The 22,725-nt window shown below is 43.6% G+C and carries 18 protein-coding genes; 8 read left to right on the forward strand and 10 right to left on the reverse strand.

Annotated elements, in window-relative coordinates:
- A partial coding sequence (locus NAF19_RS16445) for a putative Ig domain-containing protein (protein ID WP_252791186.1) occupies positions 1-5,342 on the reverse strand: 5,342 nt, incomplete at its 3' end.
- Between the two features lie 336 nt (positions 5,343-5,678).
- Between NAF19_RS16445 and NAF19_RS16450 the strand changes: the two genes are divergently transcribed.
- Positions 5,679-6,503 carry a hypothetical protein gene (locus NAF19_RS16450; protein ID WP_252791188.1) on the forward strand — a complete coding sequence of 275 codons (825 nt, stop codon included), beginning with the start codon at positions 5,679-5,681 and terminating at the stop codon, positions 6,501-6,503.
- Between the two features lie 39 nt (positions 6,504-6,542).
- Here the strand turns inward: NAF19_RS16450 and NAF19_RS16455 are convergent, their stop codons facing one another.
- From NAF19_RS16455 to NAF19_RS16475, 5 genes are all read right to left on the reverse strand, one after another.
- On the reverse strand, positions 6,543-7,190 hold the full coding sequence (locus NAF19_RS16455) for a response regulator transcription factor (protein WP_252791190.1): 648 nt from the start codon (positions 7,188-7,190) through the stop codon (positions 6,543-6,545).
- 58 nt (positions 7,191-7,248) lie between these two features.
- The gene (locus tag NAF19_RS16460) at positions 7,249-10,185 is read right to left on the reverse strand and encodes a sensor histidine kinase (protein ID WP_252791192.1); all 2,937 of its coding nucleotides are present in this window, start codon (positions 10,183-10,185) and stop codon (positions 7,249-7,251) included.
- A gap of 331 nt (positions 10,186-10,516) precedes the next feature.
- The gene (locus NAF19_RS16465) at positions 10,517-11,830 is read right to left on the reverse strand and encodes a sugar MFS transporter (protein WP_252791193.1); all 1,314 of its coding nucleotides are present in this window, start codon (positions 11,828-11,830) and stop codon (positions 10,517-10,519) included.
- Between the two features lie 163 nt (positions 11,831-11,993).
- On the reverse strand, positions 11,994-12,407 hold the full coding sequence (locus NAF19_RS16470) for a hypothetical protein (RefSeq protein ID WP_252791196.1): 414 nt from the start codon (positions 12,405-12,407) through the stop codon (positions 11,994-11,996).
- 160 nt (positions 12,408-12,567) lie between these two features.
- On the reverse strand, positions 12,568-13,287 hold the full coding sequence (locus NAF19_RS16475; protein WP_252791198.1) for an LOG family protein: 720 nt from the start codon (positions 13,285-13,287) through the stop codon (positions 12,568-12,570).
- Between the two features lie 296 nt (positions 13,288-13,583).
- Here NAF19_RS16475 and NAF19_RS16480 point away from each other — a divergent pair, with 296 nt between their 5' ends.
- The 7 genes from NAF19_RS16480 (at position 13,584) to NAF19_RS16510 (ending at position 19,568) form a co-directional block, all read left to right on the forward strand.
- Positions 13,584-14,771 (forward strand): PAS domain-containing sensor histidine kinase, encoded by a 1,188-nt coding sequence (locus NAF19_RS16480; RefSeq protein WP_252791463.1) that lies wholly within the window; start codon positions 13,584-13,586, stop codon positions 14,769-14,771.
- Entirely contained in the window at positions 14,768-15,820 is a 1,053-nt protein-coding gene (locus tag NAF19_RS16485) for a response regulator (protein ID WP_252791199.1), read from the forward strand. The genes NAF19_RS16480 and NAF19_RS16485 overlap by 4 nt, the downstream gene beginning before the upstream one ends.
- A gap of 83 nt (positions 15,821-15,903) precedes the next feature.
- Positions 15,904-16,362 carry a Rossmann-fold NAD(P)-binding domain-containing protein gene (locus NAF19_RS16490; protein WP_252791201.1) on the forward strand — a complete coding sequence of 153 codons (459 nt, stop codon included), beginning with the start codon at positions 15,904-15,906 and terminating at the stop codon, positions 16,360-16,362.
- Positions 16,363-16,364: 2 nt separating this feature from the next.
- Positions 16,365-17,735, forward strand: coding sequence for an oxygen-independent coproporphyrinogen III oxidase (gene hemN / locus NAF19_RS16495; protein WP_252791202.1), 1,371 nt, complete (start codon positions 16,365-16,367; stop codon positions 17,733-17,735).
- A 261-nt stretch (positions 17,736-17,996) separates the two neighbouring features.
- The gene (locus NAF19_RS16500; RefSeq protein ID WP_252791204.1) at positions 17,997-18,536 is read left to right on the forward strand and encodes a PAS domain-containing protein; all 540 of its coding nucleotides are present in this window, start codon (positions 17,997-17,999) and stop codon (positions 18,534-18,536) included.
- Positions 18,537-18,618: 82 nt separating this feature from the next.
- On the forward strand, positions 18,619-19,137 hold the full coding sequence (locus NAF19_RS16505; protein ID WP_252791205.1) for a sensor histidine kinase: 519 nt from the start codon (positions 18,619-18,621) through the stop codon (positions 19,135-19,137).
- Complete coding sequence (locus NAF19_RS16510; RefSeq protein WP_252791207.1) at positions 19,134-19,568, forward strand: response regulator; 435 nt, start codon at positions 19,134-19,136, stop codon at positions 19,566-19,568. The genes NAF19_RS16505 and NAF19_RS16510 overlap by 4 nt, the downstream gene beginning before the upstream one ends.
- A gap of 148 nt (positions 19,569-19,716) precedes the next feature.
- Here the strand turns inward: NAF19_RS16510 and hemH are convergent, their stop codons facing one another.
- The 4 genes from hemH to NAF19_RS16530 all read right to left on the reverse strand — a co-directional run bounded on the left by hemH (position 19,717) and on the right by NAF19_RS16530 (position 22,723).
- Positions 19,717-20,760: a ferrochelatase gene (gene hemH, locus NAF19_RS16515; RefSeq protein WP_252791209.1), complete on the reverse strand. Its 1,044-nt coding sequence runs from the start codon at positions 20,758-20,760 to the stop codon at positions 19,717-19,719.
- 233 nt (positions 20,761-20,993) lie between these two features.
- Positions 20,994-21,338 (reverse strand): hypothetical protein, encoded by a 345-nt coding sequence (locus NAF19_RS16520; protein WP_252791210.1) that lies wholly within the window; start codon positions 21,336-21,338, stop codon positions 20,994-20,996.
- Between the two features lie 276 nt (positions 21,339-21,614).
- Positions 21,615-22,304, reverse strand: a complete 690-nt coding sequence (locus NAF19_RS16525) for a sulfite exporter TauE/SafE family protein (RefSeq protein WP_252791212.1) — start codon at positions 22,302-22,304, stop codon at positions 21,615-21,617.
- The gene (locus tag NAF19_RS16530) at positions 22,301-22,723 is read right to left on the reverse strand and encodes a FixH family protein (RefSeq protein ID WP_252791213.1); all 423 of its coding nucleotides are present in this window, start codon (positions 22,721-22,723) and stop codon (positions 22,301-22,303) included. The genes NAF19_RS16525 and NAF19_RS16530 overlap by 4 nt, the downstream gene beginning before the upstream one ends.
- Positions 22,724-22,725 lie beyond the last annotated feature (2 nt).

Raw genomic sequence — 22,725 nt, forward strand, 5'->3', positions numbered from 1 at the left:
GCTAGTGTAGTAACCTGGCTGTAAATTGTTGCCGGCACCGCACCGCCGGTATTGGTGGGCGATAGTGCGGCTATCGGGCTTCCGGTTAAATATGTGTGGGGTGTTGTGTAGCTGATGTTTGGAACGCCCGGGTTCACTGTAATATTTACCATTGCGGTGTTACTACCCCCCACATTATATGCCGTTACAGTATAACCGCTCGCTGGGCTAACTATAATTGGGGAACCGCTAATGGTGCCGGTTACGCCGTCAAATGTTAGTCCCGCAGGTAGGGCATTTATATAAAAGCCACCAACCGGGGTAATTTGTTTAACCTTGCCGCTGCCAAACTCAGCAGCGAAAACGTTGCCCGCTCCATCAACCGCTACCCCGGTTGGTCCTGCAAAACCAGAGCCTATACTAATAAGCGAATTACTGCCAACAGGCATCTCGTATATTGCTTTGTCGCCCAAAGCAGCAATAAACACGTTTCCTGCACCATCAACGGCTACGCCGTATGGTTGATTAAGGCCTGCTTTTAAAGTAACTACCGGGCTGCCATCAAACGGAATTTTCTTTATTGCGCTGTTACCTTCATCGGCTACATAAACGTTCCCTATAGCATCGCAGGCCAAACTTGCACCAAGGTTTACATTAAAAGCAACATTAACGGTTGCGCCACCTCCTGCAGGGATCTTTTTAACAATATTGTTATTCTGATCGCTTACGTAAACATTGCCCGCTGCATCAACAGCTACGCCATATGGCGAATTAAAACCAGAACCAATAATTACTGTAGAGCCGTCGGCCGCAAGGATCTCTTTTATTGCATGATTTCCAAAATCAGCTACATACACATTTCCGGCGCCGTCAACCGCCACACCGCTTGGAAGGGTAAAGCCAGTCCCTATACTTATGGGCGCACCACCGCCCGCCGGAACTTTTTTTACGGTATTATTGCCACGGTCGGCAACATAAATATTCCCAAGGGCATCTGTTGCTACATTAATAGGGTTTGCAAACCCGGAGCCTACATCGGTAGTGTTGCTCCCATAACCAGTAGCGCCAACCCCATTACTTACTGGCGTCAACGGTGCAATAGTAACACCTGAATGAAATGTTTTAGCACCCCCGTAACTTAATGTCGGCGGGAGTATCAGATTAACCTTTAAATTAACAGTTGTATTGTTCGATGCGCTGGCATTATACCCGGTAACCGTATAGTTTGTGGCCGGGCTGCCTGCCTTTGGGGTGCCGCTGATGGCACCTGTATTATTATTGAGATTTAACCCGGCAGGTAAAAATGGCGTTATGAAAAACCCCCCAACAGGCATGATCTTTTTAACAGCGCCGTTTAAATTATCGGCAACATAAACGTTACCCAAGCCATCTGCCGCCACGCCAAAAGTATGATTGAAACCGGAGCCTATTGAGATTGTGGCTCCGCCGCCGGCAGGGATCATTTTTACTGCGCTATTGTTAAAATCGCCTACAAAAACATTGCCTGCGGCATCAACCGCCACGCCCGATGGCCCACTGAAACCAGAACCTATTGAAACCGGGGCGCCGCCGCCAACCGGTATTTTTTTTACAGCATTATTGCCATTGTCACCAACGTATATATTTCCGGCTGCATCAATAGCCAGGCCGGCTGGCGACACAAACCCCGAGCCTAATATTACCGGGGCACCACCGCCCACGGGTATTTTTGTTACAGTATTGTTTACAGCATCGGCAACCAGCACATTGCCAGCCGGGTCCACGGCAACAGCAATAGGATCGGGGAAGGCTGGCCCTATAGCAACAGTGGCGCCACCGCCAACCGGTATTTTGTATACTTTGCCATTACCATTATCGGCTACAAAAACATTACCAAGGGTATCAACCGCCACACCAATAGGATTGTTTATGCCACTGCCTATAACTACTGGGCTGCCACCTGCAGCCGGGACCTTTTTTACAAGGCCATTACCTGTATCTGCTACATAAATATTGCCTGAGGCATCAACCGCTACACCCAGTGGGGTTACGAAGCCCGACCCAACAGCAACCGGAGTGCCTGTATAAGCAAAGGCTGATACATTGGTGCTGGTTGGCGTGAGCTGCGGAACCGCAACATTAACAGTATAAACCTGCGGCCCGGCATAGTTTATTGTTGGTGGCGGGAACTGGTTTACCTTAATATTTACAATTGAACTGGTAGAAGTTGCTGTATTATACCCGGTGATAACATAGTCGGTAGCAGGGGTTGCAACGGTTGGTGTGCCGCTAATAGCACCCGTATTATTATCAAAATTTAAGCCGGCCGGTAACGAAGGACTTATATAATATCCTCCAACAGGTTTAATTGTTTTAATCGCATTGTTACCCCAATCCGCAACATATAAAATTCCGGCGCCGTCAACAGCTACATCATATGGAAGGCTTAATCCGGAACCAATTGTAATAACCGGGCCCCCATTTGAAGGTATTTCTTTTAAAAAGTTATTGTTTCTATCGGTGACAAATACATTGCCTGAATTATCAACAGTCAAGCCGTACGGGCTTGTTATCCCAGAGCCTATTGTGACCTGGGTGCCATTACCTGCAGGGATTTTCTTTACCAATCCATTCCCGTAATCAGATGCATATACATTACCAAAAGCATCAACCGTTATATCGTAAGGAAAATTAAAGCCAGAGCCCAGATTTATCGGCGCTCCGCCGCCCACCGGGATTTCTTTCACCGCGTTGTGTCCCTGGTCTACAACATATACATTTCCTAATTTATCAACTGCTACACCCGTAGGGCTAAGGAACCCCGAGCCTAACGTTACCGGCGCTCCACCGCCAACGGGTATCTTTTTTACTGCATTGTTGCCGTAGTCTGCTACGTATACGTTACCCAATGCGTCAACAACTGCATTTTGAGGCTGCAGTAACCCAGAACCAAGAGCGACATTTGCGCCAACCAGCGGGATCTTAGTGATCTGGAAGTTTGATTGTGAGGTTACATATAAAACACCCACATTGTCGGCAGATACACCATATGGTTTAGTGAAAGCGTGCGCTATAACCGGCGTGCTGCTATAACCTGCTACCGCAACCCCATTATTTACCGGCACAACCGGCGTTACAGCGGTACCTACTGAAAAAGTTTGAGGTGAGTTGTACGTTATGTTAAGTCCGCTTACCGAAATATTAACGTTGGTTGAGTTGCTGCCGCCTGCGTTGTACGCTGTTACCGGATAGTTTGTCACCGGACTTCCTGTAACCGTGGGCAGGCCGCTGATAATACCCGTAGCATTGTCGAAACTTAACCCCCCAGGTAAGGTTTTACCAATATAATATCCGCCTGTAGGTTTAATTTGTTTAACGGCAGCGCTGTTGTAATCGGCCACAAATACATTTCCGAAAGCATCGGTAGCCACCCCGGTTGGAAGGTTGAAGCCTGAACCGATTATAGTTCCGCCACCACCGGCTGCAGGGAACCTTTTAATTGCATTATTTCCCGCATCAGCCACAAAAACATTACCGGCAGGATCTACTGCTACACCGTATGGGGAACTAAAACTACTGGCGACTATAACATTAGCACCGCCTCCGCCAGCAGCAAACTTTTTCACGGTATTGGTACTACCATCCCCAACAAATACGTTACCAAACGCATCTACCGCGATACCTAGGGGATTGGTAATGCTACCCAGTCCAACAGTTCCTCCGCCATTTGGGTATATCTCCTTTATTGCATTATTGCCGTTATCGGACGCGTATACGTTACCTGCTGCATCAACCGCGACGGCGTAAGGATGGACGATGCCCGCGCTTATTATAATAGGGGTATTACTTCCAAAAGGGATTTTCTTTATGGCGTTATTGCCATAGTCAGATACATAAACATTACCGGCGGCGTCAACAGCTACGCCGTCGGGCCCACTAAACCCGGAACCTATAGTAACCGGTGCGCCGCCACCGACTGGTATCTTCTTTACCAGGTTGTTGGCAAAATCGGCCATGTAAACATTGCCAAATATATCCACAGCTACACCACGCGAGGTGCTGAAGCCCGAGCCTAAGGTTACTGTAGTGCTGCTGTAAGCGAGCGCTGCTACCCCGGCACTTGTTGGCGCCAATGAGGGGATTGCCACCCCAGACACATATGCCGGAGGGTTTGTGTAACTTAAGCTCAACGCATTAATTTGAATGCTAAACGCGGTTGAGCTACTGCCTGTGCTGTTGTATGCAGATACAAAATAGCTTGTCGCCGGGGTTATGGCCGTTGGTGTCCCGGTGATGTTACCCGTGGCATTATCAAAAGTTAAGCCGGCAGGGAGTGCAGGGTTAATATAATAGCCGCCCACCGGTTTAATTTCATTTAAGGTTCCGCTGGCATAATCGGCAACAAACACGTTGCCGGCGCCGTCGACGGCAACACCCGTTACCGTGTTAAAACCGCTGTTTAAAGTAATGGTAGCGCCCCCGTTTACTAAAATTTCTTTTACGGCATCATGGCTGTAATCGGCTACAAAAACATTCCCTGTATTGTCAACCGCAACGCCATATGGGCTGCTAAATCCGGTACCGATTAGAACCGGCGCACCGCCGCCAACGGGAATCTTTTTTATATTGCTTGCGGTATAATCAGCCACATAAACATTGCCCGCTGCGTCTACAGCAACACCTGCCGGGTTAGTAAAGCCTGAGCCAACAACTACAGTGGCACCACCAACTGCATTTATCTTTTTTACTGCACCGTGGTTATAATCCGCCACAAAAACATTGCCGGCTGCATCTGCTGCCACACCATACGGGTTACCGAAGCCGGTGCCGATACTAACAGGCGCGCCACCGCCAACAGGTACCTTTTTTACAAGGCTATGCCCATAATCTGCTACATAAATATTTCCGGCGCCGTCAACTGCAACGCCGGTTGGGTTCAAAAAACCCGAGCCAATAGTAACTGCCGCTCCACCACCCACGGGTATTTCCTTTACTACACTATTTGAAAAATCGGCGATATAAACATTCCCTGTTGCGTCGGTACATACGCCACGTATGGCGCCAAAACCGGTTGCCGCACTCACCAGGCCACTACTATAGCCCAGCGGATCGACGCCTGAACTTTGCGGCGACAGTGTTGCTATTGCGTTACCGATGATATAGGTATGTGGGCTGCTATAACTGATAACAGGTGCCGTAAAAGCGTCTGATTTACCCGTTTTTCTCCTGGTTTTATGGTATCCCGAATATTTAAGCGCGGGTTTTACTGCTGCGTAAAGTTTATAACTCAGGCAAAGCAATAAAGCAAAAGCTACAAGCTTTAAATAGCCGAGAGGCGTAGCTTTGCTGAAATGATTTTTTTTGATAAGTAAAGGTGTTTTCATGGTACTATTTTAGTATTGGTGAGGTGATGATTTTAATTTAAAATTGTATTGAATGTGCTGATAGGTAGATTTTTGGTTTAATAAGATGAAAATGGCTAACGGACCCTTTACAGGCTGAAACGTTAGTTGCTATTTAAGGGGTGAAAATCAGTAAATTACGGGTGCTCATCAATCATATGAGCTTATGATTTTGAAGAGGACCTGAATTCGGACATTTACTTATTTGTTAAAAAACAGCATCGGTATAATTTTTTTTAATTCAGGCAGTTTTAGTACCATTATTTCCGGAGAAACAGAATGACTTTCCGGTTAATTCAATCAATCCCTTACACAACTATGGTTAAACAATTTCAAACAACCCGTAACCGTGCCCTTATCTTCAATTGGGTTTTTATTGTCGGGCTGACAGTATTGGCGCTCAACGATCAATACCTTAAATGGACATTCGGCAACTGGATCACAGGGAAAATATCTGACTTTGCGGGGTTACTGATTTTCCCCATGTTCCTGCAATTCTTATTCCCGCGCATTTCGCGGGTTTCGGTTATAATAACAGGTGCGTTATTTGTTTTTTGGAAATTGCCCATTTCCGAAAATTTTATCCATGCCTACAATAAAGTTGCCCTTATTCCAATTACCAGGACGATTGATTACAGCGATTTTGTTGCCCTGTTAATTCTGCCTTTAGCCTGGTATTTGATAGGGCGGATTGATAGTTACCGGATAGGCCGCATTTCGCCTGCTTTTGCTGCCTGTTTAATTGCTACGCCGGCCGCAGTGGTATTTATGGCTACCTCGCCGCCCGTCAGTTTTTATATGCAACCAGGAGGCGATATCCATATAGGTAAATCATACCGGTTAAAAGTAAGTGAGGACGAAGCGTTGGCAAAGTTTAAGGCAATAGGCTTTACCGTAGAGCCTGATACGACGCAGCACGAATCTGGCAGGGCCGACTATTACCTGATGAAAAACGTTGTTTTAAACGCTGGAAAGGATACAATTGAAACCATTCAATTTGGTTTTTTGGGTAAGGTGAAAAAGCCTTTGCTACTTATAAATAACGTAAAACTGAAAAAGGGCAGCACCCTGACCGATTTAGAAGGGTTAAAAAAATACTATCGCAAGCTTATCCGTTCAGGCATTGTTAACGAGGTAAAATAGAGAGATGGTTAACCATAACTTGCCTGCACCGGACAGAGTTTACATCGTATCGTTAACCAAATGCTCGCGGATAGCTTTAGCAACCGCTTCGGATTTTGAGTTAACATGTAGTTTTTTATAAATATTGCTGATGTGCGTGCAAACTGTGCCCATGCTTATAAAGCAATTGGCCGCAATCATTTTATAGCTGTCGCCTTTTACAAGGCAGCCAAGAACATCTTTCTCTCGCGTTGACAAGTCATATCCATTTTCGACGATGTTTTTCTTCTCGCTAAAAAACTCAAGTACCCTGCGGGCTATGCTGGCATTCATAGGGGCGCCACCCTGGCTTACTTCGGTAATAGCCTCCATTATTTTGGCAGGCGTGGTTTTTTTAAGCAGGTAACCGGTAGCGCCGGATTGCAGCGCATCAAAGATTTTTACACTGTCATCGTACGATGTAAGGATGAGGACATTAATTTCCGGGTGATGGCTTTTTATGAGGGCGGTAGCTTCAATGCCGTTAAGACCCGGCATATCAATATCCATCAATATTACGTCAGTTGGGTCGTTTCGCAAATGCTCCAGCACATTATTGCAATCAGGATAAACACCCGAAACAGTGAAGCCGGGCGTAGCAGAGATAAGGTAAAATAAACCATCCCGCAATGCATTGTTATCATCAAATACCGAAACCCTGATGTCCAAATTGTAAATAATTAATGGGTAAATATAACTTTGCTTAATTCATCGTTCAATCATATGTCTATATGATATTGACTACCAGCCTGGTAACTGTGCCCTTGTCCGGCTCCGAAATAACTTCAATAACGCCGTCAATTTCAGCAGCACGCTTCTTTATATTTTTAAGCCCGTTGCGGTTGCTTTTTGCATTAATATCAAAGCCTTTGCCATTGTCGCTTATGGTTAATTCAAGGTGATTATTCAGCCTGGTTACTGTTATTTTAATGGCCGTGCATTCAGCATGTTTAAGTATATTGTTGATACACTCCTTAAAAATCATGAAGATGTTTTTGCGGGCTTCCATTTTAACACGTGCGCTTAGTATATCTTCCTGTATATCTATATAAAAATTGATGTTGCTTGCTTCAAGCAAGGGTATGGCAAACTCGCGCATGCGCACTGCCAAATCGTTAAAGTGATCGTTTTGAGGGTTTACGGCCCAAATAATATCGTCCATCGCCTCAAGCATTGTCTGCGAGTGGTGCGAAATATGTCCTATCACCTCGCGTGTTTGCTCAGGCGGCAATTTTTGTTGCAGCTGCTTATCCGCCACATCACTAAAAATTGAAATACTGCTTAGCGCTGAGCCGATGTCGTCATGGAAATCGGAAGCGATCCGTTCACGTATCCGTTCAATTGCCAGTATGTGTTTTATTTTATACCGGTACAGCTGGTATAAACCAAATGCAATGACAAGTATAACTAATACCCTGAACCACCAGGTTTCCCAATAAGGTGGCGTAATGATAAAACTGAAAGAAGCAAGATGGTTATTCCACACACCATTTTTATTGCCGCATTGTACAAAAAAGGTATAGTCGCCGGGTGGCAGTTGCGTGTAGTTGGCATTGCGCTGCTCGTTAGCATATTGCCACCTGTTACCGGCGCCACTAAGCCTGTAACGGAAATTTATATGGTCGGGGTCTGAATATAAAAACGATGTAAATGCTATATTGACTGAATTGTTTGAATGGGTAAAAGTCAAACTCCCGGCATCTTTTTGTGAAGGATATGGAAGAAACACCGGCTGGTTGTTCACATCAATTTTTTCGATTACCGGGTCGGATGGGGCAAGGTTGTTCTTTAAATCCTGCGTAAAATAGGCATAGCCATTGCCGAACCCGAAAATAATATCCTTGCCTAAAACGGCAAATGAAGAACTTGGGTAAATCTGCATCATCGAGGTTTCGTGTTCGGCCCTCGAAGAAGTGTGCGTTTTTAAATCATAATTTAATATACCGGCCTCGGTACCGGCCCAAATCATGTTGTTTATGCAGATAACGTTTTCGCAGCCAGGCCTGTGCAGCCCGGCTAAGGAGTTTACTATTGTGAACTGTTTGGTTTCTGTATTAAAAATATTTATACCACTGCCTGCGGCACAAACTATTTGATTGCCGGGCACGGGGGCTATGTCAAAGAAAAAATAATCCGGTTTTTCCCCCTTTCCTCGATAGTTAACCGTTTTATTTGTGGTGGTATTGTAACTAAAAAGCCCGTCCCTTGATGCTGCCCAAACAATACCCTTATCATAAAACCCATTTAACAATATAAATTTAAGCCGGGTGTATGATTTGTCAGTTAGATTGTTCGCGGTAACCAATTTAAAATGCCGTGAGCCCAGTTCATATTTAAAAAGGCCCTTATCAGTAGTAATAAAACAAACGTTGTCACCTGCCGTAATAATTTTCCTGATGTTGCAAACCAGCGCAATTGAGTCGGGTACGGGCAGCTTTTGTTGAGACTGAATACCGTTATTTACATCCCATTCGACTATCGCTTTTTTTGTCGCCAGCAAAAACCTGCTTTTTGATAGCTGCACAAAATCATTTATCCGCTTTATGGCGGGATTTGCGTCAAATGCCCTTTCAATTTTTTTTGTTTCCCAATTCACGCAAATCAACCCCTGGTTGTATGATGACATCCACACTTTTGTGCTGTCATATTTATCCTTTGCAATTTTGTTTATGCCTAACTCATCACTATTGCTTTTATTCAAAAAGCGCATTTTTAACTGCTGATTTACCACATCAAGCATACTTATACCAATTGATGTGCTTAGCCATAGCCGGCAGGTTTTATCAACATAAAATTTGGTTATTATATTGCTGGGGACGCTGTAAGGGTTGCTGTCATAGTGCATGTAAGTAAATTCAACCTTTTTTAAAGCCGTATTGTAAACAACAATACCCTTTCCCTCTGTTGCCATAAAAAGATACTTCTCTTCCTTGTCCTGCGGCAAAAAAACCAAGTCGTTTATGGCCGCATCTTTTACTCCATTGCTTACCGGTTCAAGGTCTGTCAAATTGTTGTATGAAAATAGCCCGTCAGACGTACCCAGGAAAATCTGATTGCCCGTTTTAATTATCGAAAAGGTTTTAATAAGTGTATGGTTATAAATCAGCGTATTGGTTTTATAAGTATCTGTTGCGATGTTGTAGATGTAAAATTTTTCGCGGCTCGACAGTAATACAGTATTATCATCAAGCAGATAGGAGCACAAAGGATCTGTTACATTTTTAAGCGCTGTATATGATATTTTCAATGTTTTAAGGTCAAGCTTTGCCAATCCGTAATCGCAGGCAAACCAGAGATTGTTTTTTTGCAGGCAATAAGAGTTAACGCTCGCTATATGATGTTTGGGGTCGGTTTTTATATAGATAAACTTACCGCTGGCATCATCGTAATTGCATATCCCTAACGAACAAACCCATATTTTACCAGTATTATCAGCCTTTAGACTGGTGTAATTGCCACGCAGGCCACTGTTTGCCTGGTCAAAACTGTTATAATCCGTGGTTTTGTAACCATCGAAACGTTGCACTCCGCCGCTGCACGACCATACATAGCCGTGTTTGTCAAGGGCAATGTCGGCAATTCCACGGCTGATAAAATGATTTTGACTGTTGAAATTTTCGAAACGCCAATCAGGATTTGGCGTAAATGACTGGGCCAAAAGCATGTACGGTAAAACGGATATTAGTAAACTAAATATAAATTTCATCATTACACATACCGGCTAAAACCGTGGCTATACAAAGTCATTTTAAATTTAGCATAATTATAAGTGATTGATTATAAATAGCAAAATTTTTTGTTGGAGCGACGAATTGTTGAACCCGCTGAGAAAAAAACATGATAACAAACATTGCACGATTGAGGTAAGGCCTATAAAAACGAAGGAAGAAAACACCTCGTTTGTATACCCTCAGGGAAAATAGAGGTGACGTTACCAAACGCAAAAGGCCCCGTATTCCGGGGCTTTTATTATTTGTAACAGTTTGATTTATAAATTATGCACTAACATGCTTTCTTTTTTTGTACTTGTAAGCAGCAAAATAAAAAATAAACAGGTAAAGCGGCAGTAAAATAAGGTACGACATGTGCGCTGCATCTGCCTGGCCCATACTTGCCTTAAAATGGTCGACAGAAAAACCATATAAGGGTGGGAAAACTGCAGCGCCGGCAATACCCATTATCAGCATGGATGAGCCTATTTTAGTATATCGACCCAAACCTGCTAGCGCCAACGGCCATATTGCGGGCCACATCAGCGAGTTAGCAAGCCCCAATAGGGCGATGCAAAATACTGAAGCATATTGGTGAGTGAGTAATGCCGCGATGGTAAAAATAATACCTAAAATGGCAGATACAACCAGTGCCTTTTGTTGCGTGATATAGCGCGGAATACAAATAATGCCGATAATATACCCGGCAACCATGGAACTCAGAGTGAAGGATGTAAAAAACTTAGCTGTGGATAAGGGTATATGTTGCGATGCTCCGTAGCTGATGATAGAGTCGCCTGCTATTACTTCGGCGCCAACATAGAAAAACAGGGCAATAACCCCTATTATTAAATGTGGGAACTGGAATATGCTTGTTTTGCCGCTGTTGGCTGCAGCAACGGTTTCGTCCTCGTGGTCGGTATCAATTTCGGGGAGGCCCGAGAAATAAATTAATACGGCCAATATAAGCAGCACAATTACAATTAGTATATAAGGTAATATCACCCTCGATGCCAGCTCATTTAATTCAGCAGTTTTTTGTGCCGGATTTAATTTGGCAAGGTTGGTGGTAAATGCGTCGATATTTTTTAATACCACTGCGCCCAGGGCAATAGGAGCCAATACACCGGCCATCTTGTTACAAATACCCATAATGCTTATGCGCTTTGCAGCACTTTCGGCCGGGCCAACTATTGTAATGTATGGGTTTGCTGCGGTTTGTAATATGGCCATGCCGCTACCCTGTATAAAAAGCCCCAACAGGAAAATTGAATAAACCCTGGTGATTGCTGCCGGGATAAATATTATTGCGCCAATGGCCATAATTACCAGCCCGGCCGACATGCCGTTTTTAAAGCCAAAAAGCTTGAGCACCCAGGCCGATGGCTTTGCCATCACCAGGCAGGCCACATAAAAAGCGGTGGCCACAAAATACGACTGGAAGTTATTTAGCTGGCATGCTATTTTCAAATAGGGAATAAGCACGGAATTGAGCCAGGTAATAAATCCGAAAATAAAAAATAATGCGCCTATGATAACTATAGGACTTACAGCAGGTTTTTTAGTGACCGGGGCACTGATGGAAGGTGTAATTGCCATATGTTGGTTTTAAGTTTCGCAAAATAATTAAATAATACTAAAACCACACAAAAGAAACAATTGCAAGCTGCGGGCTCCGTTACAACAGGTCAATTAAAATTATATGAAAGAAAAAAGCGCCGGGTTATGTGCGCTTTTACTATTAGGTATTACTGGGTGAGATTTAGTTGGCTATAATTTTGTATTTATGCTTAACGTCAAGCACCAGCCTGAACAATTCTTGCTTTACTTTACGGAATTGGTGGTTAAGGTTGGTGATAAAATATTCCAACTGAACCTGTGTAGCTGCAAGTGATTCAGAGTCTTCAGGGATCACGTCTTCAGCCATCAGTTCCAATTGCGTTATTTGATTGGCCAGCATGTTGTTTATTTCCATTTGTTCCAGTTTTTTCAGTTCCTTGCCAACCTCAATAAGCCGGTGGATATGTTCAGCATCCTGCAAGCGCACAATGTAATCATCCATCAGCCGGTGCAGGTATGCGGTTTCTATTTTAAAAAACTCCAGGTCTGATAACCATTTACGGGCAATCACATAATATTGGAGCGTGCGGTCGGGATTGGTAATTGTTGCCTGCATAACGGGTGTATTTTCAGCTTGTATTAAATGGTAATAATATTACAGACTGCTAAATTCGAAATAATCGGGCGGCATAAAATGACGACTGTCACGCCAATAAGTGATCGTCGTCACCCAATGCCGTGGCAGCTCGTGGTACAAGTTTGTTTGCCCGGGCTGCTTACCGGTGCTCAAATAACCACCAGGTAGGCTTTGATTTGGGCCTGGGCTTTAGACCATACTGTTTAATGCTTTTTTCCTTTATCAAATTTACGGCTTCTTGAATATCGTCTGTTACCAGGTAAAGATGCGAATCGGTCTCATTTATTGTACCGTCCTTTTTCATGGTTTCAATATGCTCCAACAGTTCCTTATGGTAATCTTTGCCAAATATGATAATCGGGAAATCTTTAATTTTATGAGTTTGTATCAGCGTAAGCGCTTCAAAATATTCGTCGAGCGTGCCATACCCGCCGGGCATCACTATAAATGCAAACGAATATTTTACCAGTAATACTTTGCGTAAAAAAAAGTGCTGCATGTAAACCCATTTGTCGAGGTATGGGTTTGGGCGCTGCTCAACCGGTAATTGAATATTACAACCAACCGAACGGCCTCCAACATCGCGGGCGCCGCGGTTTGCAGCTTCCATTAAACCAGGCCCCCCGCCGGTAAGGATGGTAAATCCAAGTTTTGCAAATTCGGCAGATGCTTTGCGGGTGAGTTCGTAGTAAGGATGACCATCTTTAAACCTGGCCGAACCGAAGACCGTTATACAAGGGCCTATAAAATGCAACGCCCGGAACCCGTGGATAAGTTCGCGCATGGTTTGAAAAGTAAACTTTAGCTCTTTGAGTCTTGATTGCGGCCCATCTAAAAATTGAATTTCTGAATTATTCATAACGACAGTTTATACGCATGTGTTTTGTGGGGCATTGGCGATTTATAACAGCGTAAAGTTTTTTAAATTAAAGCGTATAAAATATGACACAAATCAGCAAATTGGTTGTTTGTTGTCAGATTACGCGGGTGCTTTATGATGGCAGTTGCCTTTATACTTTGAGGCCGTGTTGTACAAAAAATGACGACGATCACATTTTTGCATGAAAAGGGTTATATTTGATTAGGATGCCATCAGTGATATTTGTGACAAATATCACGAACCCGCATGACTGTAAATAAATGCTAAACGAGTACATGGAAAACGCCGCCCTGCTAAAAGCGATAATTGACAACGCCATTGATGGGATAATTACTATTGACGGTCACGGCATTGTTGAATCCATTAATCCGGCGGCATGTAAGCTGTTTTTGTGTACGCCCGAAGAAGTGATAGGTCAAAACATTTCGACCTTGATGCCTCAGCCCTATAAAAGCCAGCACGACGAATATATTCATCGTTATCAGCGAACCAACGAGCCACACATAATTGGTATGGGCAGGGAGGTAACCGGGTTAAGGAAGGATGGCACAATATTTCCTTTTAGGCTTGCGGTTAGCGATGTGCCGTTTACAGGCAGGAAAATTTACGCGGGTTTTATCCATGATTTGAGCCGGGAGAAAGAGGCAGAATACCAACTAAAGGAATATGCTGCCCATTTGGAAGATCTCGTCGAAACGCGTACGCATTCGCTCAAGGAGACCGTACAGGAACTGCAGCTGGCGAAAGAAGAAGTTAGTTTTTCGCTTGTAAAAGAAAAGGAACTCGGCCAATTGAAGAGCCGTTTTGTGTCAATGGCATCGCACGAATTCCGAACGCCATTGAGCGCTATTCAATTATCGGCATCGCTTATTGAAAAATACGCGCTGCCTTTTGAAAACGAAAACATCCGGAAACACGTTGCAAAGATTAAGAATGCCGTTGGCAATTTAACCACTATTCTCAACGATTTTCTTTCACTCGAAAAACTGGAAGCAGGGAAGGTGCAGCCGGCATTTACGTATTTTGATGTTGTTAAGCTATCGGAAGAGATAACTGAAGAAATGCAGATGGTGGCCAAACAAAACCAAAATATTATTTACCAGCACACAGGCACCAGCGGCATAATAAACCTTGACCCTAACCTGCTTAAAAACTGTGTAATAAACCTTATAGCCAACGCCATTAAATACTCGGGTGAAAATACATTTATTGAATTTAATACCGAAGTAACCGGGCAACAATGCATTATTACCATTAAGGACAATGGTATTGGCATACCTGATACCGACCAAAAACATTTATTTGAAGCCTTTTTTAGAGCGCACAACACAGGCAACATCCCGGGCACCGGTTTGGGCTTAAACATTGTGGCGCGTTATACCAGCCTGATGAACGGGCAAATTGAATTTAGAAGCGATATTAACCAGGGGACCTTATTCACTATTACATTTCCGATATCATGAGCAAGAAAGTATTAATAATTGAGGATAATAACGACATCCGCGAAAATGTGGTTGAAATTCTTGAGTTAGCCGGCTACGCAGTATTTGAGGCCGACAACGGTAAAACCGGGGTTGACCTGGCCCTGAAAAATTTGCCGGATATTATTTTGTGCGATATAATGATGCCCGAACTCGACGGCTATGGTGTATTGTATATGCTGAACAAAAACCCGGCGACAGCCGCCACTCCTTTCATATTTTTAACTGCGAAAGCTGAACGCCTGGACTTACGAAAGGGAATGGAAATGGGCGCTGATGATTACCTTACCAAGCCTTTTGATGACATGGACTTATTAAATGCCATTGAAAGCAGGCTGAAGAAAAAGGAATTGCAGCAAAATTTCTATAGCAAATCATTAGACCGTTTAAATAACCTGATAGCTAAAAACGACGGGTTTAATGAACTGAAGAAAATTATAAGTGAACGTAAGGCCCGCCAGTTTAAAAAAAACCAGGTTATTTACTACGATGGTGATAAAGGCAACGGCCTTTACCTTGTTGTTACCGGCAAAGTAAAAACTATAAAGCTGGCAGAGGATGGGCGCGAACTAATGACCGGTATTTTTAATGATGACGATTACCTGGGTGTAAATGCCCTCCTGTCAAACGAACCATATTCAGATACGGCTACTGCCCTTGAAGATAGCACCCTGTGCCTTATACCTAAAGACCAGTTGGAGCAATTGCTTAACCTGTACCCCGAGGTGGCCCGCGAGTTCATCAAAATTTTAGCAAATAATATAAGGGAAAAAGAGGATCAGTTGTTACAATTGGCTTACCACTCGGTACGAAAACGGATGGCCGAGGCTATGATGCGGCTTTACAAACAGCAGCCTGGCGGCGCCGAAGGTTTTAAAATTACCCGCGAGGATTTGGCTGCAATGGCTGGCATGGCCACCGAAACGGTTAGCCGTACGCTGTCGGATTTTAAAGACGAAGGATTAATTGACAAGAAAGGAAGCCTGATTACTGTCATTAATCCCGAAAAGCTTGCTAAAATGAAAAACTGACACAGATCACTTTTTGGGCTGACATCGCTCATACTCTGTGGTTTGGTATAACGGTAGCTTTGTTCTTATAAATATTATAATGGATGAAAGCTGTAGCCTTTAGTGTTAAGCCCTTTGAAAAAGAATACCTGGCGAAAGCTAATCAGAAAAAGCACGATATAACGCTTATTTCCAATCCTCTAGGAATTGATACGGCTGTTTACGCCGAAGGAAAAAACGCAGTTATTGTTACTGAAGATGATGACTTATCAGCACCGGTGGCTGAACAGTTGGCTGCCCTGGGCATTCAATTTATCGTTACCAGGTCTGCCGGCACCGGCCACGTTGATAAGACAGCATTGACCGGTCACGGTATAAAAATAGCAAATATTCCAAACTATCCGCCCGGCGGGCCGCTTTTAACCAATGAAGCGCTGCAGGAAATAGCCGACCAAACAATCAAAAGTCTTGATTTGTGGAGCCTCAATAAATGCGTTGGCCAGGCTTGCGTCTGCGCCAATGATTGCAATAAAACTACCCCCCAAAAAACTGTTCAACCTTAGCCATGGAAAATATGATTAACGACCTTGCCAGCAAGTATAACGTTCCAGCTCCACGTTATACCAGTTACCCAACTATGCCCTATTGGGATACAAACTCGTTTAACGTTACCGATTGGAAACAAACGGTAAAACGGTCGTTTATTGAAAGCAACGGTAACGAAGGTATCAGTATTTACATTCACCTGCCATTTTGCGAAAGCCTTTGCACTTACTGCGGCTGCAATACCCGCATAACTAAAAACCATCAGGTTGAAGACCCTTACATTACTGCTGTACTTAAGGAGTGGAAAATGTACCTGGATATTATGGACGGTAAACCAATTATTAAAGAAATACACCTGGGTGGCGGTACGCCAACATTTTTTAGTTCGGCTAATTTGCACCGGCTCATTTCTGGTGTTTTACAAAGCGCCGATGTTCACCCTAATGCAGAGTTTAGTTTCGAGGGGCATCCGGCAAATACCACTATTGAACACTTGCTTACCTTGTATAACCTCGGTTTTCGCAGGATTAGCCTTGGCATACAGGATTTCGACCCCATAGTGCAAACCATTATTAACCGCCACCAAAGTTTTGAACAGGTTGAAACCATAACAAGGGCAGCGAGGGCCATAGGCTATACATCAATAAACTACGACCTGATTTATGGCCTGCCGCTGCAAACAATGCAGGGCCTTGCCGAAACGATCAGGCTAGTGGCCGAGTTAATGCCCGACAGGATAGCGTTTTACAGTTATGCACACGTGCCCTGGATTAAACCCGGCCAGCGTTTATTTACTGAAAAAGATCTGCCCAATGCGCACGACAAGAGCAAACTTTATGAAATTGGCCGCAGTCTGCTAAGGGGACACGGGTTTAAAGAAATAGGGATGGATCATTTTGCCTTGCCCGAGGATCAGCTTTTTGAAGCTGAGGATAAGGGGACATTGCACCGCAATTTTATGGGTTATACAGCCCAGCACACCCAAATGCTTATCGGTCTTGGCGTATCGGCCATCAGTGATTCATATTACGGGTTTGCCCAAAATGTGAAAGTTGTTGAAGAATACCTGAAGCTTGTAAACAATGATGAGCTGCCAGTTTTTAAAGGGCATATATTAACGCATTCCGACCTGCTAATGCGTAAACATATTTTGAATATTATGTGTAAAGGCTATACTACATGGAACTACCATGTTGACGGCTGCGACGCCCTGTTTGACGGTATTGAACGACTTAAGCCGCTGGCTGATGATGGTTTAATTGAGCTTAATTCGTGGGAATTAAAGGTTACCCCCCTTGGCAAACGCTATTTACGTAACATTTGCATGGCGTTTGATGAGCGGCTTTGGGCCGATAAGCCAACAACACAATTATTTAGTATGGCCATTTAAAGTGATCAATGTCATTTTTTTTAGATGTTTCAACATTTAACTTAGCTATTTAAGGAAGGTACTCACCGCTATTTGAGAATAAAAATGATTGAAAAGCCTTTGTATTCGGTAGTGATGTTTGTTGCTATTGGCTTAATCATCCTTGTTGGGGTGATAATTGCCTGCTGGAATATTGCTAAAAATCTTCTGTAAACTCAAAAATTGGAAGGAGCCCTGAATCACACATAAGCTTTAAATAAATATCAGCAAACCTAATACGCTTTGAATATTTCACACAACAGTAGCATAGCTGAAAGCACAAAGTTCAATAATAACCAGCTCCTGTTGCTAAAAATGATGGAGGAAATAAATGGTTATGCTATTTTTTTGCTGGATAAGGATGGCAATGTGGAAACCTGGAACAAGGGCGCCGAAAAAATCAAAGGGTACAAGGCCGAAGAAATAATTGGAAAAAACTTCAGTTTGTTTTATACGGAAGGTGACCGCAAAAAAGGCGTCCCGGCGACTATCCTGGCCGAGGCAGATCAGCTTGGCACCACCTATCATGAAAGCTGGCGGATACGGAAGGACGGGACGGCGTTTTGGGGGTCAATTACCTTAACTGCATTGCACGATGAAAGTAAAAAAGTTGTTGGATACGCCAAAGTTACCCGCGATTTAACCGAAAAAATGCAGGCAGAAACAACCATAAAAAAACACTTAATTGAGGTTGAACGCAAAAATAAAGAACTTGAACAGTTTGCATACATAGCCTCGCACGATTTGCAGGAGCCCCCTGTTAACCATTACCAATTTTATTGAACTGATACAACTTGAATACGCCGATACGCTCGACGAAAATTCAAAAACTTATTTTGATTTTATCAACCAGGCGGCAAACCGTATGAAATATCTGATTACGGGCTTGCTTGACTATTCGCGTATCGGGATCGACAAAACTATGGCGCCGATAAACTGCAACTTATTGCTGGATGAACTGAAGCAGGATCTGGATGTAACCATAAAGGCAACTGAGGCTGTAATTGTTTATGATAACCTGCCAATTATTAACGGCTACCCGCTGGAGATAAGGCAGCTTTTTCAAAACTTGATCACCAATGCAATTAAGTTCAGGGAGCGACACAAAAAACCTGTAATAAATATTAGCGCCACCGGCAACGAAAAATTTTGGCGCTTTGCAGTAACTGACAATGGGATTGGGATTGAAGCGAAATTTGCAAAAAAGATATTCAGGCTTTTTAAAAGATTGCATACGCGCGATGTTTATGATGGTAACGGGATAGGGTTGGCGCACTGCAAAAAAATCATTGAGTCGCACGGAGGGGAAATATTTGTAAAATCGAAGCCCGGCGCCGGGAGTACCTTTTATTTCACAATTCCAATTAAAGTTAAATCTGTATGAAAAAATATAAGGGGTTTAAGGGTGTGTTACTAATTGATGACGACGCCGCCACAAATTTTATCCATACCAAAATGATTGAAAGGGCTGACGTTGACGTGCAGGTAACGGCTATAAACAATGCAGTCGATGCGCTGGATTTTTTAGCCTACACAGGTAAATACAGCGGTACTGAACATATGCCACGGCCTGGGGTGATTTTTTTAGACATAAATATGCCGGGGTTAAGTGGCTGGGATTTTATGGACGAATACCGGAAAATGGATGACAGTTTGAAGGCCCGGATGGTTGTGATCATGCTCACCACTTCTATAAACCCCGCAGATAAAGAGCGCGCGCTTAAAAATAGCGATATATCAACGTTTTTGCACAAGCCCCTTAAACCACACATGGTTGAAGATTTTGCTATGAAATATTTTGAAGAAGAAATTTAAAAACAAAATGCGCTCCCGTGCATTAATTCAAGTTCTGTTTTATAAAAAATGAACATATATTCAATTCTTACGGTACTAGCGATAGTCTTTTTAGTACGGTAATTATAGCCGGCCTTGCAATAATATTTAATGTCATCAACATAAATGTTTAAACGCCATGATGTACCAAAACAGGTGCGTTTTGCGAAGCCATATTTTGTAAGGCTTTTATAAAGATGGGCGACCCGTTCAGGCTTTCAACCAACTGCAGATGCTGGCCGCCGGCCGCCAAAAACATCTCCCGGTATTCAACCCCGATTTCGTAAATTGTTTCGAGGCAATCGGCAACAAATGCGGGGCAAAAAACCAGCAGCCGTTTACAGCCAGCTTGCGCAAGGTCTGTTATAACGTCGGCGGTATAAGGTTTTATCCATTCGGCCCTGCCTAATCTCGACTGAAAACATACGGTGTAATTACCAGGCTCGATGCCCAGTCGAATGGCAATCAGCCTTGCTGTATGATGTGCCTGGGCTGCATAACAATTAAAGTTTACAGATGTAAGCGTGTCGCAACATCCCTTTTTGCGCTGGCAATGGCTGCCGGAGGCGTCGCATTGTCTTAACTGTGCTTCGGGTAAACCATGAAAACTAAACAGCACGTGGTCGTAATTTTCAGCGGGGTATTTTCGGCCATTTTCAGCGAAAGCTTCAATCATTAATTCATCATCATGAAACGAATTGACAAATGATACCGATGGAATAACATCCCATTGGTTCATTGTTTCCATCACTTTAGCCATTACCGACCCGCTGGTGGCCGAGGCATATTGCGGAAACATAGGAATAACGCGGATACTTTCGACCCCGGCTGCTTTTAACTTGTTTAATGCCAGTTCAATTGGCGGGTATTGGTAACGCATGGCAAGTTCTACAACGAACCCCGGGCCAAGTTCCATTTTTAAAAGATGCTGCTGCATGTTGCTGAAATGCAATAAGGGCGAACCGGTTTGGCCGTCCCATATTTTGCGGTACAACCTGGCTGATTTAGCCGCCCTGAAGGGGACTATGATGCAGCGAACCAGTAAAAAGCGAAGTAACGGGTGAAGTGTGATAACCCTGGGGTCCATTAAAAACTCGGCCAGGTATTTCCGTACATTATTAACTGAAGGGCTAATGGGGGTTCCTAAATTAACCAATAAAATTCCTTTGCGCATTTTAGTTATTAAAGTGTTAATTCCCGGAGAGCTGCCCGCCCAGTCCACTTTTCTCCTCGTTCACTAATCATTTACACAAAAGTGGCCGCCCGCGCAACCAAAACACCGGGCGATAAACTAATTAGGGGAGAGCGGGCAGCATGTTCCGGGCCTTGCCAAACTTAGCTGGCAAGCTTCCCATCAACAGTATATTATTTAATTGACTAAGTTTCGCCCGTTGCCGGGCGGATTAGTTAAAGTATGCAGATAATTGCCATTAATACTTGTATAACAATACTTGCTGCAAACAGCTTAAGCAAAGTTTTTATTCCGGCTCCGCCCATACCTGCAATAATGTTTGCAAAAAACAGGGTAAGCGTTACCACAACGATAAGTGTAGGCGCGTTAAAATAATAAATCAGCAGGGCTGGCAGGGGCAGAAAAAATACGCCCTGGAACACAAGCGACAATAAAAACCAAAAGGTTTTGTTTTCGGACTGGCTTTGAATAAAAACGGCCCATTTATTAACAATGTTTGTTGGATCTGTTGTTGCCGGTTTTTGAGTCCATTGTCCGGCATGATTAATTGAAGTTGCCATAGTTGAATTTTTATACAGCAAATATCAGCCAGCACCCTCCCTTACACCATGACAAAAACCCAGGCAAAAAATGACGTTTATCATTTTATCAGCGACCAGATTGTCCCAAAACATTCGTAAGCATGATGGCAAGAATATAAGGGGCGAAAGCGAAAGAAACTAGCGTTATGTTACTCGAAAATTGATGGTTAGTCTTGAGTTTAAACTCTTAAACTCTAAGTCATAGAAAGCAAAAATTCGACTCAGGACTTTAGACTAAAGACTATTGACTTAACACTAATGGCAAATAGTTACGCCCGAAGATTGTTTTGCAGGGCTGAGATAAGGAATATTGAGGCCCAAACCACGAACCAGGAACCAAAGGCCCAAACATACCATAACATAAGGCATGCCCCGGTTTATGCTGCGTCGCACAGCAGGGCCAATAAAGCCCGAGCTTACGGTCGCTATCAGCATTAAGGGAAAGGTGCCCATACCAAACCAGAACATGTATTGTGCCGACGCAAAAGGCGATGAGGTGTTAACTGCACCAACCAGGGCCAGGTAAACAAAACCGCAGGGTAAAAAACCGTTAAGCAAGCCTATTGCCAAATGGCCGGCCTTGTGCTTAAGCGCATAGGTCAGGAGCCTGTTAACAGGTGCCAGCATCTTAGAGATGAACCCGCTTTGCGAAAATTTAATTTTAAGTAGCCTGGACAGCCCGGCAGCTATTATAAGTACACCACTGATAATGCTTACACCCTGCTGCAGCCCGGCGAGCCAAAGCTGCCTGCCCAGCAAGCCTATTAATAATCCTAAAAACGAATAGGTAATAACGCGGCCCAGGTTATAGGTTATCTTATCGGCCACTACCAGCCACCAGCGCGAATGAAACGATGGTACAGCAAATGCCAGCGGCCCGCACATACCAATGCAATGTACGCTGCCAAACAAGCCGATGAAAAATGCTATTAAGTTGGTATTCATTTTATATACACTTCCTGTTGATACAGGTAGGCTTTATCGCCGCTTTTCCAATCCAGTACAATCCGCCACTTTCCGGCAACTAAACCATTTAACTCCAAACTGGTGCTGCTACCGGTATTTGTATTTAGTTGAAACGTTTTGTCGAGCGCTTCACTGGAGGGCCTGATAAACCGCGCTGTTCCGTTTGCAGGTTTTGTAAAGGCTATATGTGCCTGTCCGGCTTCAATACTAATTGCAGGCTGGGCATGGTCGGCAACAACTTGTTTTTCTTTGGCAAAATCTTTGTCAAAATTCAGCCCTTTTTCATAGTACTGGTGATCGTACTCATCAGCAGGCATCCTGAACATATACACGCACATGCTGATTATAAAAAGCATGAAAACCGCCATTCCTAATATTATTCCTTTTCCCCAGTTCATAT

The organism is Mucilaginibacter flavidus, from assembly GCF_024055575.1.
Lineage (GTDB): Bacteria > Bacteroidota > Bacteroidia > Sphingobacteriales > Sphingobacteriaceae > Mucilaginibacter > Mucilaginibacter flavidus.

Coding starts and splice junctions, on each gene's coding strand:
- NAF19_RS16450 (WP_252791188.1), top strand. CDS start 5,679: ATGGTTAAACAATTTCAAACAACCCGTAACCGTGCCCTTATCTTCAAT.
- NAF19_RS16460 (WP_252791192.1), bottom strand. CDS start 10,185: ATGCTTTTGGCCCAGTCATTTACGCCAAATCCTGATTGGCGTTTCGAA.
- NAF19_RS16465 (WP_252791193.1), bottom strand. CDS start 11,830: ATGGCAATTACACCTTCCATCAGTGCCCCGGTCACTAAAAAACCTGCT.
- NAF19_RS16470 (WP_252791196.1), bottom strand. CDS start 12,407: ATGCAGGCAACAATTACCAATCCCGACCGCACGCTCCAATATTATGTG.
- NAF19_RS16475 (WP_252791198.1), bottom strand. CDS start 13,287: ATGAATAATTCAGAAATTCAATTTTTAGATGGGCCGCAATCAAGACTC.
- NAF19_RS16480 (WP_252791463.1), top strand. CDS start 13,584: ATGGAAAACGCCGCCCTGCTAAAAGCGATAATTGACAACGCCATTGAT.
- NAF19_RS16485 (WP_252791199.1), top strand. CDS start 14,768: ATGAGCAAGAAAGTATTAATAATTGAGGATAATAACGACATCCGCGAA.
- NAF19_RS16490 (WP_252791201.1), top strand. CDS start 15,904: ATGAAAGCTGTAGCCTTTAGTGTTAAGCCCTTTGAAAAAGAATACCTG.
- hemN (WP_252791202.1), top strand. CDS start 16,365: ATGGAAAATATGATTAACGACCTTGCCAGCAAGTATAACGTTCCAGCT.
- NAF19_RS16505 (WP_252791205.1), top strand. CDS start 18,619: ATGAAATATCTGATTACGGGCTTGCTTGACTATTCGCGTATCGGGATC.
- NAF19_RS16510 (WP_252791207.1), top strand. CDS start 19,134: ATGAAAAAATATAAGGGGTTTAAGGGTGTGTTACTAATTGATGACGAC.
- hemH (WP_252791209.1), bottom strand. CDS start 20,760: ATGCGCAAAGGAATTTTATTGGTTAATTTAGGAACCCCCATTAGCCCT.
- NAF19_RS16520 (WP_252791210.1), bottom strand. CDS start 21,338: ATGGCAACTTCAATTAATCATGCCGGACAATGGACTCAAAAACCGGCA.
- NAF19_RS16525 (WP_252791212.1), bottom strand. CDS start 22,304: ATGAATACCAACTTAATAGCATTTTTCATCGGCTTGTTTGGCAGCGTA.
- NAF19_RS16530 (WP_252791213.1), bottom strand. CDS start 22,723: ATGAACTGGGGAAAAGGAATAATATTAGGAATGGCGGTTTTCATGCTT.